Genomic DNA, 15618 nt, shown 5'->3' on the forward strand with positions numbered 1-15618 from the left:
TCCTCGTGAATCACAGTGTCTGCTTGCTTGTTGGAGTGCACATCCTCAGCAAGCAGACGTTCTGACTAAGCGGCTTTGTGAAGTACTGATGTTTTCTTGAGAATGGGAAACGGCTTCAGGGTCAGGAATTTGCCGATCGTTAGGGGTTTTTGAAGTTCTCAGGTGAATCTCTTGCTCAATATCTTCGACTACTTCATTATCAATTCCGACAGAGTCGTATATCTTATTATTGATTTCGTTTTGTATTGATTCTAGTTCCATCTGTAATCGGAGGGAGTCCTTTCTGTTCTCTATCCCCGCATCAAGGACTGAAGTTTCTGCTGAATCAGGTCCTTCTTTCTGGACCTCTTTTGATTTCTTGTTATGCGGATGGTCGTAGAAAAACCCAGCTCGGTCTCCTGGAAGCAGTCCCGGTCCAATATAGTATGGACTTGTAGGGTCGGTTGTATTCTGCTGAATCGACAGCTCGTATTGCCTTTTTGCCAATTTATCAAGTTCTTTGATACCGCTCAATTCCTCCAGCCAGGGTACGCTACCCACTTCGCCTGCTAACCAATCTCGTTCAACAGTTAGCGAAAGGAAAAGGCAATGATACAAGTCACTGTTTAGGACAGCCATCATTTTCCATATTAAATCTGGGTCCTCAGGGATGAGTAAAAAGCCAGTGTGACTGAACAGGCCACTGGAGGGGAAGTAACCGAACCGACGTCCCGTTTCTTTTACCCGTGTCCAAGTCAGTCCCTCCTCACCGTACCGCTCCTCATTCCGTGTTCGAATGGACTTACTGGACCGTTTTAACAGCCTTCCATCGTCATCCCATTCAACTGTTTCTGTAATTTTGGGTAGGATCCATGCGGCGGCACCTCCTTTAGCAATTGGTCGATGCTTTTTGAAGTCCCTCGTCTCCCAGAAATATCTCGCAAATCGATCATCGTCTGATGTCTGAAGACCCGCGAGAGCATCACTAACAGAATCCGCATCGATCTCGGCAGGTTTGGCATCAATTTTAGTATTGTTCTCGTGGAGGGAGCGGACACTTGGTGGGGTAGAGTAGCAAATCGGATTTCGAGGGACTCGCTTAAAATCGTTGAGCGAGATCTCAAAAAACCTATCGATATTATCGGATGATTGTTCCTTTATTGTGTTCAAAAATACATTTTCTTTGTTTTCTGAGTCCACATCATGGAGACGAATGAACGTCCCTTTAGATTGTTGTCTCCGTCCTGTTCGGACTACTGTTCCCACGGTTCTTACGGTAGCATTGTCAAGAACACCCAAGCCATATTCAGAAAGGAAGTCGAAGCTCCCCTCATCTCCAACGAAATCCTCTCTGAAATCCTGAAATCGGGATTTGAACAGGAATGTTCGGGGCACTAACATTCCAATTCTCCCATCATCTGGGACCAAATTATCACATACCTCGAAGAAGTTAATATAAAATTCCGAAGTATATTTGTAATGTTCGTTCACATACCTCCGAACATTCCGTGGCATCCGATTTCGAGACCCATATGGAGGATTCATTAGCGCAACGTCGTAATCCTGCGCCAGAATATCCAGTAGCCGAACAAAACTTCTCAAGTCCTGTGCGAGGAACGAGTCCGAGTCTCGGTGTTCGTCGACGGCCTCCCGTAGGCTATGCAGTACCTGCCCGAGCGTGTGGCTCTGCCGTGGATCATCGTCGAGGGTAATCTGCACGCCACCTACATCGCTGTCGTCCTCAAACAGGTCGCCAAGCGTACCACGAACGTCAAGCAGGCTTCCAAGTCCGTGGACTTCCTCGAATGCGTCAAGGATGCGTCGAAGCGCGTCCTCAACCTTCTGGTCGTCGCCGGCCACTTCATCGAACACTGCTTCGACGCCATCGATATCGGCGACCGATGAGTCCGCACAGACGATACCCACCTCTGGCATGTCGAAACTGTCCGCCTCTTCGACCTCTGTGCGAGTTCGTCCCTTCAGATACAGATTGAAAGCTGCCAGTTGACAGGCACGCATGTCGAGGTCGACGCCGTAGAGATTGTGTTTCAGAATTCGGCGCGGAATTTCCTCGTGGGGAAGGTCTGTTTCGGCGCGCCAGATTCGCTCCAGCACGTCAAAGGCGTACAGTAAGAAATGCCCACTCCCACAGGCGGGGTCTATGATGCGAAGCTCTCTCGGGTGCTCAAAGTCAGTCGGGTTGCCTTCCTCCTCAGATGGGACGAGATAGGTGCAGAAGTCAGCTATGTCGGGCGATTCATTGGGCGAGAGTGGTCGGTTCTTTCGCTCGTCGGGACTGAATTCCTCCTGGGCTTCGACCACGTCCTGCAACTCGCCAGTGTGTTCAAGGTAGAGCTTCCCGAGCGAGTTATCGGTGAGCATTCGGACAACCCAGTGGGGCGTATAGAACTGATTCGCTGGTGGAACGTCTTCAGGATCTAGACCAATGCGGTCACCCTTCTGGCGGAGATCGTCGAGCAGTTTCGTGTTGTAGTACTCGTAGACCCACCCGAGCACGTCGTCTGCTCGCCAGACCTCGTCGGGAACGTCGTTGAGCATCCTACATAATTCCTCGAAGGTGTCGTCATCCGGGTCAATCAGACTGTAGGCAGATGAGCGGTCGAATAGGATCTCGATCTCCTCGGCTAATTCGTCGCACGTGTTGTGGTACGCTTCGAGAATGGCCTCGTCCTCCAGCAGGAACTCCTCGTGAACGAGCGTCTCTGCGGCTGGCGTCAGGCCGTTTTCTTTGAAGACTGTGACCTCTTCGTTGATGAAGTCACGTACCTCCATACAACGCAGTGCGGCGAGACGATTGACTATCGTGTACCCGACCCCAGTGACGTACTTCTCGAACGCCTCGTCCCAGCTGTGCCCCTCGACGCCTTCGAGTTCGATCGCTTCGACGAGCTGCTCCATATCCTCGTCCAGCGATTCAGAATCCTCTGGCTCGTCATCGAGATCCTTCTGTGTTAGTTGGAACCGGACGTTGTCCTCGACGCGCTCGCGGAGATCTTCGACGACATCTTCGAGATGTTCACGTTCAGCCTTGTCCAGTTGCGCCTTCCGTTGAGAGAGAGAATCGCCTGTCATCGATCGTATTGGTGTATGCCATCCGCAGTGAGGACTTCAATGTTCTTGTCGCTCGTGTGGGTCTTCTCAGATGACACTAGAGATATGCCTCCAGTTTCAGTAGCACGGGATCGGGAAGGAGACCAGTATGGTTCTGAGCGAAGGAGAACACCTCTTCGGGTGTTATCTCGCTCATGTTCTCCTGGTCAGAAACGTTGAGCGGAGTCTCGGCAAACAGAAAGACATGCCCAAATTNAAATTGGGCCTTCTCCTCGTAGTCTGTGGGCGAGACGCTCGCCTTTCCACTCTTCACCTGTAGGAAAGCACGCTCGATCTCGCCACCCCTAACCCGTCGGACTTCGCATTCGATGTCTGCTTCCGAACTGTTCGTCGTTGACTTGATTATCGACCATCCCTCCTCGTTTGACTGCAGTTTCATGAGGACAACATCCTCGACCTCGTCCGGACCCAGAATCCCAAAGAAATCCGCCTGAGTCACCTCAGATTGCAGTTTCGATGCGACAGAGGCAGCCAGTCCATCCGTAGTTTCGTCGAACTCATCAATCGCGAAGATATATCGCGTGATCGACTTCCGTTCACCACTGATTCGCATCTTGCTCAGAGTCGACCCCTGGCCGGCAAACCGTCGTTTTACGAAGCCGGGAACCATCGTGTACGGAACGACTTTCCACTCTGCATTACGGAAATTCCGGATGTCGTTTCGCGCGTACTTGTTCTGTTTCTGAGGGCTCTGATCCAGGTCTGTCTCCCAGTCTCCAACTATTCGACACACCGCGAATTCGCTTCCCTCGTTGACCCAGACGAGATCCCCTTTCTGGGCCTCTTTTATCATATATCTGAGCGAGGCTCGAAGCTCGCCGCTGTTTTTCGTTCGTGAGGGCGTGTAATCGTCGTCTTTCCGTCGTACGTATATGTCCTCGATTTCTCGATGTCGAGCGACCGCTGCTTCCGTGTCGGAGATCTCGTCGATTGGTTGGAACTCCTCTTCTTGCTCCTCAAACCGTGAGTGATTGTATCCCCAGCCAATTCCGATGATCCCCTCTTCCTTACAAAAATCGTAGGGTGTCGCCGACTTGTCCGTCCCGCCTGGTTGGATTTTGAGGCGGTAGACAGTCTCTCCCGATTCGTTTATCATATTTGAACAATTTCGCTATGATAAGTAAATGCTGTCATCTGAATATTAAATGTGATTCTTGCTATATTATACCTCTAATTCTGTCGTGGTGGCCGGATTCTGTTTGAGCGTGGATAGAGAGATGTACCGATGACCCTGAACGAATGCGACAGTACGATTCGAGTCGCTCGCAGTCTTGTCGTTGCGGATGGCTCGATCCAGTTCGAGATCAGGCTCGAGGAACAGCACTTTCTCTGTCTCGTTGTACCGGTCCGACCCGTTCTCTCGAATCAATTCCACGGCTTCCAGAAGCTCTTCCTCCTGATGCTGGGACAGCTCCGGATGCCCACGAATCGTCTCCTCGTCCAGTGAAATACTCTCGACCGAGCCAGTGATCTTCGGGACCGTGGTCTTGATCTCGCATCCTTGTAGAACGCGAGGTGTGAAACTGGCTTGAACGAGCGGTTTGGCTGGCAGAAGTACAGCCCGTACTTGTGGTACTCGGGCCACGCTTTTCGAGCGGCGACGACGAGCACACGGTCCTCCTTCCCGCTCACGAGTGACTCGTCGTAGATGAAGCGTACGAACTCTCGAAGAAGGAACGCCTCGCGCTCGGTCGGGACGGACATACTCGCTTCCGCGCTGCCGACGTCACGCTTCAAGAGCGACTCGACGCTCCCAACAAGTGTATCGAAGTTCGCCCACACGATCCGTTCGTCGTCAATCGCCCGTATCTCATCGGGTACGCGCTCGTCGGGAGTGAGTACGATCAGCCGCTGGAGATCCGATGGATCTTGGTCGAGGGCCTGGAGATGATTCTCCAGTTGGTCTCGACGGACGGCATCTCGATTTGTCTTTGTCTCGAACCATAGCGCTGTGGATGCACGAATGGTTGCATCCGGTACCGAGTCGACACCAGTGACCTGGTTATCGAACGTCGCCAGCGAGAGATCCGATTCGTCAGTGAGTGCTTCGAGGATGTCTTCGGCCAATCGGCTGTTGACGTGCTCCAGCATTGCCAGGAGTGTCGACGTGACTCGGTTCTCTCCCTGAGTATACGTCGAGAAGAGCGGGTTTGGCATATGGGACAGTGGCTGGCCTCGACAGATAACATTAATTGAGCTAATCAGTTCAGAAGAAATCAGACAATCCCCAGTTCTCTCGCTGGGTCTTACTTTGCTCTCCCTGGAAGTCATCCAAGGTGCGATCAAAACTGCCAGGCTGAAGCTGTTTGTCGAGGTTTTGTGGCCGGAACTTGGAAGCAAATATTTGAGCAGATTGTTGGACCTCAATAGATCGAAGGCTGTTGGGCTCCCCATACTTTCTGCAGACTGACGATTTCCAGTGGATGTAGTGTCCTTCCAAGTTCGGAGAGACCGTACCCTTGTTCATCCAGTAATTGAACATTGCATGGCGGAACGAATGGTATTCCAGCATTTGGACTCTTCTCCGCCGATCGTCGGGCTCTCGAAAGAAGACCCAATTGATTCCATCAGTGGCGATTCCGTACTCTGCCTCCGTCGTTCGATGGGAGAGATACTCTCGGAGATCTTTCACAGCCTTCTCGTAGTGGTTAAGCGGTTTACACTCACCAAGCACCTGTTCCGAGGTATTCCGAATCAAGAAGTCAGCTCGTCCGTTGCATCCATGCAGAATGGCCTCCGTGATGAAATCAACATCAACTGCTCGAAGTACGGGCCAGACTAGGTTCTCTGAGACGAAGCGCTCGGGAGACTGGTCAAGATCTCGTCCCCTGATCCGATCTTTATGACCGATCAAGAGCGGTTCGATCTCCTCTGGAGCACGCACCGCTAACTCGTCGCAGAAGGATTTGATTGCCGTGCATATTTGTGCGGTGTCCATGGGTAGTTATTCTGGCGGAGATTGAGAGTAGTCACATCTGAGTTTTATTTGTCGATCAATACAATACCGCCGTCATCGACGTCGTCCAGCGTTTCTTTGACCTCGCGAATTCGCGCCAACAGTTCTTCTGCTTCGTCAAGGAGCTCTGTTGCTCGTTCGTCGGTAGGTCGGTCGTCTGCGTCGACTAACCCCGTCACGTCGTCAGTGATGTCAGCGTTCGGGAGCTCCTGACGCAGCTCTTCGGCAACACGCTGAAGCTCCGCCCACGCGTCATCGTCAGCCCCCGGCGGCTTGGGGTTCTTCGCTTCCTCGATGAGTTGCCGAACTCTCTGGAGCGATGGCGGCCGCGACGCGTTCAGTACGGTCGCAACTGACTCAGTGGTTGGCGAGTCCGGATGATCTGTCCGGAGATCATCGTGGGCAGACTGCAATTCTGACCACGGGCTTGATTCACCTTCGAGAAGCTCGCGAACCTTCTCGTAATCCTCGGCCTGCTGGCGCGTGGACGAGCCAACCAGTTCCCCTTCGGTGAGCTGATCGCCGCTCCACGTGATCTCGAATATGGACTCGAGTTCATCAAACGACACGTCGTCGAACGTCGTTGTAGCGTCGTCGAGGAGACTCCCAACTTCCGACTCGTTATCGCGAAGCCACTTGGTGAGACCCGCGCAAATTTCGTCTGGGTCCGATGAGTCGGAAGACTCTCCCGTCACCCGACGATACTGCGTCGAGAGTTCGTCGACCCGGTGGCCTGTTGCATTTGTGAGTCGTGAAGTTACGGTCGGCTTCGTCGGGACGGACCCGCTTTCGGCAGTCGTCTGCATCCGACCAGTAATCATCGCACTGGGATAGAGATCCTCCAGCAGTTCGAGCATCTCGGTGAACTGCGACCAGAGCGTTTTCTTCCCGTCCGCTGTAGCGAAGAGGTCGCGTGCATCCACGAAAGTTTCCGCCTCGGACTGAATGCCATCTTCGACCAACTCGGACGTGGTAATATCGCCGCCACTGTAGGCCGGTTCTAGAACAGCCTCCAGTCCGTCCAGGGCCACATCGAACTCTCTTGAGACACCCTTGAACGTCTTTTTGACGAGGACGCTGTTGGTTTCGACCCAGGAGGCAAGCTCGGCAACCCACGCGTCAGGGTCGCTGCCTTCTGGGTCGTGGCCGAGGATCGTCGATACTACCTTTCGAATCTCCTTGGGATTGACCGTGTCGACACCGAACCGCACCTGCAACGACGTGAGCCCCCTCTTCGTCCGGACCTGTCGACCAATCGCCGTTGGATCGGTCATGTAGTCCGTATCCTGCTTGAGTGCGACCTTCTCGTTCGACATCGTGAGCGTGATGAGCAGCGCCGCAATCGATTCCTGTGGCGTCCCTCGGTAGTCACCGTTCGCGGTCCGCGTTTGCTGGAGCAGCGTCTCGACGTCCACTGCAGTCTGTGATTCGTACTCGTGGATGAACTCCCGACACCAGCCAGTGTCCGCGATCTCTGTGCTTGACGTATCGACGCCGAGCATCACGGCGTCGCTATCCGCGAGCGGCCAGTCGCCACTTCCACGGAAAAATTTCGCCAGCTCCTTCGCGTCATCCACCTCGACGAGCGGCCGCGAGAGGACTCTCCGAGTCGAACCGAACACCGCCTGCACCTGGTCTTCGACGACGTCCGCAAGGACGTTTGGTTGCTCACCCCGGTAGTCGTGGACTGTATGAACAGACGCATTTTCGAGGAGGTCGCTCACGGAAGACTCGAGCCGCCGTTTATCCGTACGGTGTTCCCGTTCGAGCTCCTCGTGACTCTCGGTCTCTTCTTCCAGCACCTGCCCCATCCCGATGACGTTGCGAGTTCTGTCGAGTGTCGTCTCGGGAACGTCGATCGCGATGAGGATGTGTTCACCGCCGTCGCGTCCGTCGTTCACGTCCTGCCACGTCTCCACCTGGTCAGCGACCGTATCCGGGTCGTCAGCGAGAACGCGAATTCGGACGGCGTCGTACTCGGTGGTTGGCGCTCTACCCACTGGGTCGAGGATAGAGTACTCGTAACGGAGAGGAACGAGCCGCTCGTCGCCGACGTCGGCTTCGTGGAGGCTGTTGTCGCTCCGGAAGAAGTCATCGTTCTCCCGGAGTCGCGTCTCGAGCCACGCAGAGAGCTGGTGGGGCGAAATCTGCTCGGCTTTCGTCTGTGCCCGACTGAGAATACTCTCCTGTTCCTCCGAGACGAGCGTGTACACCTCGTCGCCCTGGTCATTGGTCTCCGTGAGCACCTTCCGCTTATCGACGAGCGTGTTGAGTGCCGACTGGGTCTCCTCAACGCGCTGGTCCACTGAGGCGTTCACATTGTCGAGCATCAGCCGTCCGAGGTTCTCCGGTGTTGCCGGGACTGCTGGCGTCTGGTTCAGTAGGTACAGCGCCTTCGAGACACGGACTTCCCACGCGTCGTCGTTCCCATCGAAGGTCGGGATCAGCGTGTTCTCGAGCATCTCCTGGACCCACAGCGGCACGTAGGTCGTCTCCTCGACGAGCAGGTCGAACAGTTCGTCCCACGTAACGAGGGTACCCTCCTCCGTATTGGCCCAGCCGAACTTCGTGAACAGCGACCGCACTAGGACGAGCAACGCACGACCCTGGATGTAGTCGCGCTCGGTCGCTCGACCTTGCGTGATCAGCTCCTGCATCACCTTCCGCAGCAGAGTCAAGTCGTACTCGCGGAACGGGTAGGATTCGACCGGGTCAGGGTCTGCACTCCCGACGGATGAATACGCCTCCAGTGAGAGGTCCGGCATCGACGAGATGAGCGAGGAGACCCGAGAGCTTCCTGTATTGTCCTTCTGTAGCCAGCGTTTCCGGACGATGATTTCTGTGTCGGCACCTTCGAGCAGTACTTGCTGATGGGTCCAGTGGTCCTCGGAGGGTTTCCCGACGAGGCTCTCACGTGTCGCAGGAAGTGAGTACTGACCGGTAGTCACGACGACCGGATTCGGCCCATGTTGGAGCGCTTCCATCGTCTCCTCGAACTCGCGGTAGCGGTGTCGACTGTCACCGACGAACAGCGCGACCTCGTCGAGACCAAGAAGGAGCTCGGTGTGCGGTCCCTCTTTGTTCAGTGCTGCAGTCACGGTCTCGACGCGTTCGACCAACTCATCAGGATCGAACGACTCGGGGTCGACCTCCGCTTCGGCCTGCTCGATGGACGCTTTTACGCCGTCCCGACTGTCGAGCTCGGTCCCTGTCGTCTCCGACAGTGCTGGGAGTGCCTCATAGAGCCAGCGCCGCAGCGAGGCACGCTCGTCGAGCACGTCCTCGAACGTCTGCCCGTCGTGCTCGATAGTCTGGAGCGCATTCCAGACCCCGTCGTACTCCATATCAACGGTCCAAGCCCACTCGAGCAGCCAGTTGGGATCGGTCGGATAGCCAAGCTCACGTCCGATCGCCTCGAAAATGAGGAACGGGAGCGGCGGTTCCTTCGAGGCGTCCCGATCAAGGAGATTCAGGAACACCGGTTTGAGACGCTCGACGTGTGAGTCGTCGATCGACTGAGCGAGGTTGTCGAAGCCAGGCCACTGCTCGGCGAGTTCCGTTCCCAGATGGGCGAACTCGGACTCGGTATCGGCGACGAGACCGATGAGCTTCAGCAGGTGCGTCTTCCCCGACCCGAACGTCGCGTGGAGATAGAGGAAGCGAGCGGCCTCTCCCGGATGTGTCTCGATGACGTCACCGAGTTCCGTAAGGACGCGCTTTGCACTCTCCGTCTCATGGAACTCGACGACGTCGGTCTCAGCCCGTTCACGGGCGTTGACCTTCTGGACTTCTTCGAGCTGTCGGGTCGGATCGCTGCGGAATAGATTGCTGATACTCATTGTTGGAGATGTACCTCCCGGATCTGGCCGTCGATCTGATGCGCTGGGTAGTAGTGTCGCGAGTCGCCGCCGAAGAAGCTCAGCTTCCCACCGACGACATCGCCTGGGAAAGGAATCCCGATCGTCGAGCGGACGTTTCGCCGGTCGAGTTCGTCGAGAAGCTCGGATGCACGCGTAAATGGGTAGAGGCTGCCGAGATTGAGTAGCAGGACGATGTGACTCTGGGTTTCGAGTTTGTCATCGTCGATCTCGTTCGAGATCATCTCTTGGACCAGCTCTTCGGCAAGCCGGTCCTGCATCGTCCCCTCGATACGTTCTGGAGTCGTTTCGCCGCCGAGTGCAACCGAGAGGTTGTACACTTTCGTCTTGGGAAGGAGCTCGTCGAGCCAGATCGGCTGTACAGTGCCCCCGTCGATTGCGGGTGCTTCGTTGGTTCCACTCGCCCACTCACTCAGCCGCTCTGCAGTGCGGTGTTCGACCGCTGGGTCGACGGCCGCGATGACGAACGGATTCCGGATGCCGGCCTGACCGTCAGCGAACGTACAAAGTTTCTTCTTGAACGCGCGATACGGTGAGTCGGTCATCGGATGATCACCCCCGAGTCCGTCACATCGATATCCAACTCTCGACTCTCGACGAGACGTTCGAGGTGCCGGTCGATGCTCTGACGGTCGTCCGGAAGCATGCCGATCTGATCGACTTCATCGGGCGTTCGGTCGCCAACGATTGCAGAGAGTCGGTCGAGCCTAGACGCTAACTCGTCCAGATCATACTCAGTAGCTATGGCTAGCGGATCTATGTCAGAGATGTCATCAGCAGCCGAGACCAGCGTGTCCTCGTCGTCCGAAGCGAGCGACGCGACAACCTGATCGATCGTCTCGTACCATCGCTGTACTTCTCGCAGCGGGGTGATGTACTCACGTTCTATCGCGACCTGCACGCCTGGTGGAAGCTCCGTTGCTGGGATGACCCACGGATGGCAATCGATACGCTCGACGAGGTCAGTGAGTCCTTGCCGGTCGATGTAGGCGTTCCACGAGCGCTGGAACTCTTTGCTAAGATCAGTCATGGTCTCTGCGACGAGAGTATTCCATCCGTCTGTCGTCCACCAGCCCCCATCGAAGTTTTCGAGTGCATCGTGTTGTGCAGTGACTGCCGATAGCGCTTCCTCGTCGACCCACTCGAATCGATCGTCGCCCACCGTGAGTTGTGCGTCGAATCGGTAGAGTGACCCGAGTCGGCGGTTCCAGACGTCTTTCACTTCGTCGAACCACTCTTGGACGTCGTTCGTCTGTTCGATCGCGTCTCCGAGCCCGTCCTCCTGTGATCTCACGACAGACAACCGGTCAGCAGTGGTGTCGATACGATCGACCAGCTCCTTGATGAGCGCATCGAGAAGTCCAGTGACAGCATCTGAGTGAACGTCGGTATCAAGGACTAACTGGATGTCCTCCTGCAGTCCAATGAGCGACGACCGTAACTGCTGGTTCGCTTCCTGCAGATTGATGAGTCCCTCTGCGACGGTCTCGGTCGTTTCCTTGAAGCCTCCCTCTTCAAGAAGCTTCCCGATATTCGGAACGGATAGGAGTTTCAGCCTCGTCGTCGAAAGGCGGTCCTGATCGAGGACAACCGAGTTTTCCAGTGTATTCCCGTCTTCGTCGACGGGAACCAAACGGCCCTCCCGACAGAATCCCCAGATGATCGCACAGAGTGCCGGGCGAGCGTCATCGTAGAACGGCTTCTTCGCAGTGATTCCGTCGAGGACTGTGTTCATATTGAGGCCGTCGTCGCAGTCTGTCAGCTGCTGACCTGTGAGGGAGAACACGTTATTCTGAATCGACGTCTTTCCCTGGCTTGCAGACGGATCAGACGAGGGTACCTGAATCGTGTGCGCCCATGCAGGGAGGGGGTCTCCTGTCGAGAGCTCCGCCAACTCCCGCAGGCGATCGTCGGTCACCTGCAGCATCATCGGGTGGAAGTCGGCGGGATATCCGACGTCGACGGCGGTCTGAACAGCCTTGGAGATACTACTGATATCCGTTCGGTCTTTCACCGTGTACGAACCGCTCTGCATCGCACTGACGAGCTTACTTCGAACAGCATTGGCACGCTGCTCGAGGTCTCGTTCCACAGCTGGTGGTGCATTGTGTGTCGAAATCGCGTCACGGAGTGCCCACCATTTAACGAGGTGCTTCCGGAGGTCGGTCAGACCGTCCGTGTCTATCGTCCAGTAGAGGGTCTCCTTATCGTTGTTTTCGGCGGTGTGGTCTGGGCGAACGCCCTGGACTTCGATAGAGACGTCCAATCCACCATCAGCGTCGACAGTGGTCTCGAAGTCGGTCCCATCGAGACGGAATCCATATGCCACGGGATACTCATCACCGGAGTCGCCGTACGGGACCGATTCTGGCAGTGAGAAGTCCTGTGTAATCCGGTGCCAGAGGTGCTCGTCGAGCGCTTGCAGTACAGCGTCCCAGTCGGGGTCGTCCTCGTTGGCTTCCGTGTCGTCGTAGATAATCCGCTCTTCCTGGGTCGCGAAGCGGTACCGAGCCCCCGTTTCGTCTTCTGTCGGCCGAATGAATTTCTGGAGGCGTCCGAGCGACTCCTCAACTCGGTTCTGGGTACTGATCCAGGATCGACCGTTGAGGTCCGACATCACGGAGACCGCGATGTTTCCCTCATTGAGTGGGACAATATCGTGGACGTGTTGGAGTAGGAGAACGGCTTTCGCCACGTCGAGGTCGAACTCCTCCAGACTTCCATCACCCACCTCATCTTTGATTCCTTGGCTCGCGTCGGAACCCTCAATGACGCGCATATCCTGTTTGAGTATCTCTCTGAGCTCCGGCTTCACCAACTCGTAGAAATCCACGAGCGTGATAACCTGGTCTTCCTTCCCCTCTTCGACCCATGTCTGTAGAAGGTTGTGCATGAGCGCAAGAATAGCTCGTGCCGTGCCCGAGAAAATCGACTTCGCCGGATCGCTGGCCTCTTGGCGGAGGTTGAATAGAATCTCGAGGAAGAGTGGAGCATGGTACGGGAGGAACGGATAGAACTCGACGAGTTCCTCGTTGTCGATGCTGTCAAGCGGGGGTTTCGTGTTCTGCTTGATCTCGTTGTAGACCAGCGACTCGGTGGGCTTCACCGACGCGTCGTCGAGTACCTCTCGAACTGCCGTCTCCCCAATATCGGACTTCTCGAACAGACGGCGCTTCGCGATATCGCCGACGTGCTTGCTGGGGAGCTGATAGCGGTGGGGGAATCGGTCCTTGACGATACTGAAGTCTGCACCGTGTGCAGCGAACTTCGGCTGGACATCCTCGATCTTCGCCTGTGCGGTCGCGACTAGCTGGATGTTGCCGTCGCCGATGTCGTCGACGTTCTCTGCGAGTGTCTGGAGCTCGGTCAGTCGCTCGAAGTCGGTCCCGATGAAGAGGCTGACCTCGTCGAGAAGCAACACGAGCTTCACTGGTTTCCCCAGCTCTGCCTGCCGCTCGGCCCGTAGCTCTTCCAGCCTGCTCACAACTTCCTCTGGGTCGATGTCGGACGGTTGCAGGTCTGTATACCCATCACGTGTCTCGTTGACCTCCTCGAAGAGCTTGGGCAGCACGACGTCTGCCAGTACACCATAGCTCTGGACGTCCCTCCAGAGACGGTCCGATTGCCAGTTGTACTCGCTGGCTGCAGTTGTCACATCATCAAACACAGCTTCAGCGCGAGCCTGCCGATCGGACCACGCGTCCGTCGTTCGGAACCACTTCTCGAAGTAGGCGACGTCGAGTTGCGAGGACAGGCCTTCCGAGATACCATCATCAACGCCCGTCAGATCTGCGTCCTGGTGGGCGTGTCTCAGAACGATCTCGCTGAAGCTCCGCTGTTTTTGCCCCTGATACTTCAGCAGGTTGACCGAGATTGGAATGACGTAGTACTCATCGTGGATCGCTTGCCAGTGATCGCTGAGTTCCTCAAATTCTCTGTCACCAGAAGCCTGAACGAGGTCTGACCAGACTGCATTCTGTTTTCCATCGAGCCAATCGGTGTCCAGCAGTCCATCGAGGACGGTCAGCAGGTGGCTCTTCCCACTTCCGTAGTAGCCATAGAGCCAGTAGTTCGATCCTGTCCGCATATCGTCTGCCTGGCCAAGCGTTCGGTCGACAAAGTCCTCGATAAACCGGCGGGAGTCGGTAGTCATATGGTACGACCGGATCGCCTGCTGGCGGTGCTCTTGCTCGTCCCCTTGCTCGTGCCGGTCGATACGGACGGACTCCTCGAAATCGTCTGGGAGGTCTTCGAACCAGTTCGCGTTGACCATTAGTTCTCACCTCTATCGTGTACCCACGAGTACGGCTGATCACTAGGACGTACGTCGAGAGCGCCCTGCAGCTCAACGTACTCCCAGGCGTTAGTGCTCGCAACCCGGTCAAAGAGCTCTCCCCAACGGTTCTCGGGCTGGAAGAGATAGAGTAACCCGCGCGGCGCAGTGAGCCACTCATCGCCGTCGCTCTCGTATGAGTAGTCCATCGCGACGAGCAACGAGATATCGCCTATCGACGGAGACGCACCAACGACCGATTGCTGCCCGTCGAGCACCCCGATCTCACGCATCACTGATCGAAAGCCCTCGCACCACCGCTCGGTCGTCGACTCCGCGTAGTCGAAGGAGTCTCCGTCGGAGTATTTGAGTTGAGTGAGGATATTGACAAGCGTCTCGTTTGAGAAGTTGAGCGGATCCGGTTTGCCTTCTGCGAGGCGGGCGACGTATTTGTGAACGACGTACCGAACAAGCGAATCGTCCGAAACAAGGTAGAGATAGAGGATCTGTGCTTTGTCACGAGTCGTCTGACACTCGTCGAATATCGTCGGCAGAATGCTTGGATTCGGGAGCGCCGTGGGAGCGTTCTTGAACCGCGACGTCAGCACACGGTAGATCTTCTGGGAGCTGCCCCGTGTGCTTCGGTTCGATAGCCGCTCATCGAACCAGATCTCTTTGACCTCGTTCCAGTTTCCATGCTCAGCGTAGAGTCGTGCGAGTTCCTCGGCTCGCTCGACAAGCAGACCACACATAGTTAGATCCATGTTCACGTCTCCCGGTGGGAGCTGGCGAGACAGCGACGGAAGTGGAGAGCCGCCGCCATCAGATACGGGAGTCATACGTTGGTAGACTGAATCGATGTACTTTATATTTCGTCTACGGCGGAGGGCCATGGTAGTCAAGTCTACGTTACCACTGGCTCCCCAATCAGAGCCTCACAACAGAACTCGTGGAACGCGAGCTCTCCGAAGTTACCGATACGCTTTCGGTCTAAGTCGTCAGCACCTTGGATGGCTGACTGATGCTGGGCCCGTTCACGATCGATCTCGCTTGGGGTAAACCGATACATTAGTAGTATATCAGATACCCTGAATATGAACCTTTGCACTCACGAGTAACAGACCGTAACGTACGTTCTTGCTACCAGCATGGTGATTTAGTAGACCTCAAAATGTAGATACACAAATCACGCTGTTACACACTGTTACCTCCGCCTAACAGGCATGAATGTGGTTTGACCTAACCCTACTCCTGCTGGCGGACGGTATGTTGAGGATTCGTTATTGATCTGGCCCTCTTTGATCCCTCCCCCCATTCCTGAACTATTGCCGTTCCGATTACTGTCGCTATTCGTCTAAATGACCGTAGGATTCTGAAATTATTGAACAGGAACCAGAATT

7 protein-coding genes are annotated in these 15618 nt (G+C 55.6%); all 7 read right to left on the reverse strand.

What is annotated here, in order from left to right; genetic code table 11:
* Positions 1-45: 45 nt before the first annotated feature.
* On the reverse strand, positions 46-3072 hold the full coding sequence (gene pglX, locus C474_RS21525) for a BREX-5 system adenine-specific DNA-methyltransferase PglX (RefSeq protein WP_083862025.1): 3027 nt from the start codon (positions 3070-3072) through the stop codon (positions 46-48).
* 1404 nt (positions 3073-4476) lie between these two features.
* Positions 4477-5268, reverse strand: coding sequence for a hypothetical protein (locus C474_RS13395; RefSeq protein ID WP_204366091.1), 792 nt, complete (start codon positions 5266-5268; stop codon positions 4477-4479).
* A gap of 49 nt (positions 5269-5317) precedes the next feature.
* Complete coding sequence (locus tag C474_RS13400; protein WP_008387697.1) at positions 5318-6049, reverse strand: hypothetical protein; 732 nt, start codon at positions 6047-6049, stop codon at positions 5318-5320.
* A gap of 44 nt (positions 6050-6093) precedes the next feature.
* Positions 6094-9906 (reverse strand): hypothetical protein, encoded by a 3813-nt coding sequence (locus C474_RS13405; RefSeq protein WP_008387699.1) that lies wholly within the window; start codon positions 9904-9906, stop codon positions 6094-6096.
* Positions 9903-10490, reverse strand: coding sequence for a BREX protein BrxB domain-containing protein (locus C474_RS13410; protein ID WP_008387701.1), 588 nt, complete (start codon positions 10488-10490; stop codon positions 9903-9905). The genes C474_RS13405 and C474_RS13410 overlap by 4 nt, the downstream gene beginning before the upstream one ends.
* On the reverse strand, positions 10487-14218 hold the full coding sequence (locus tag C474_RS13415; RefSeq protein WP_008387702.1) for a hypothetical protein: 3732 nt from the start codon (positions 14216-14218) through the stop codon (positions 10487-10489). The genes C474_RS13410 and C474_RS13415 overlap by 4 nt, the downstream gene beginning before the upstream one ends.
* Positions 14218-14982, reverse strand: a complete 765-nt coding sequence (locus tag C474_RS13420) for a BrxA family protein (RefSeq protein WP_049916988.1) — start codon at positions 14980-14982, stop codon at positions 14218-14220. Before C474_RS13420 ends, C474_RS13415 begins: the two co-directional genes overlap by 1 nt.
* Positions 14983-15618 lie beyond the last annotated feature (636 nt).

It is taken from the genome of Halogeometricum pallidum JCM 14848 (genome assembly GCF_000337095.1).
GTDB lineage: Archaea > Halobacteriota > Halobacteria > Halobacteriales > Haloferacaceae > Halogeometricum > Halogeometricum pallidum.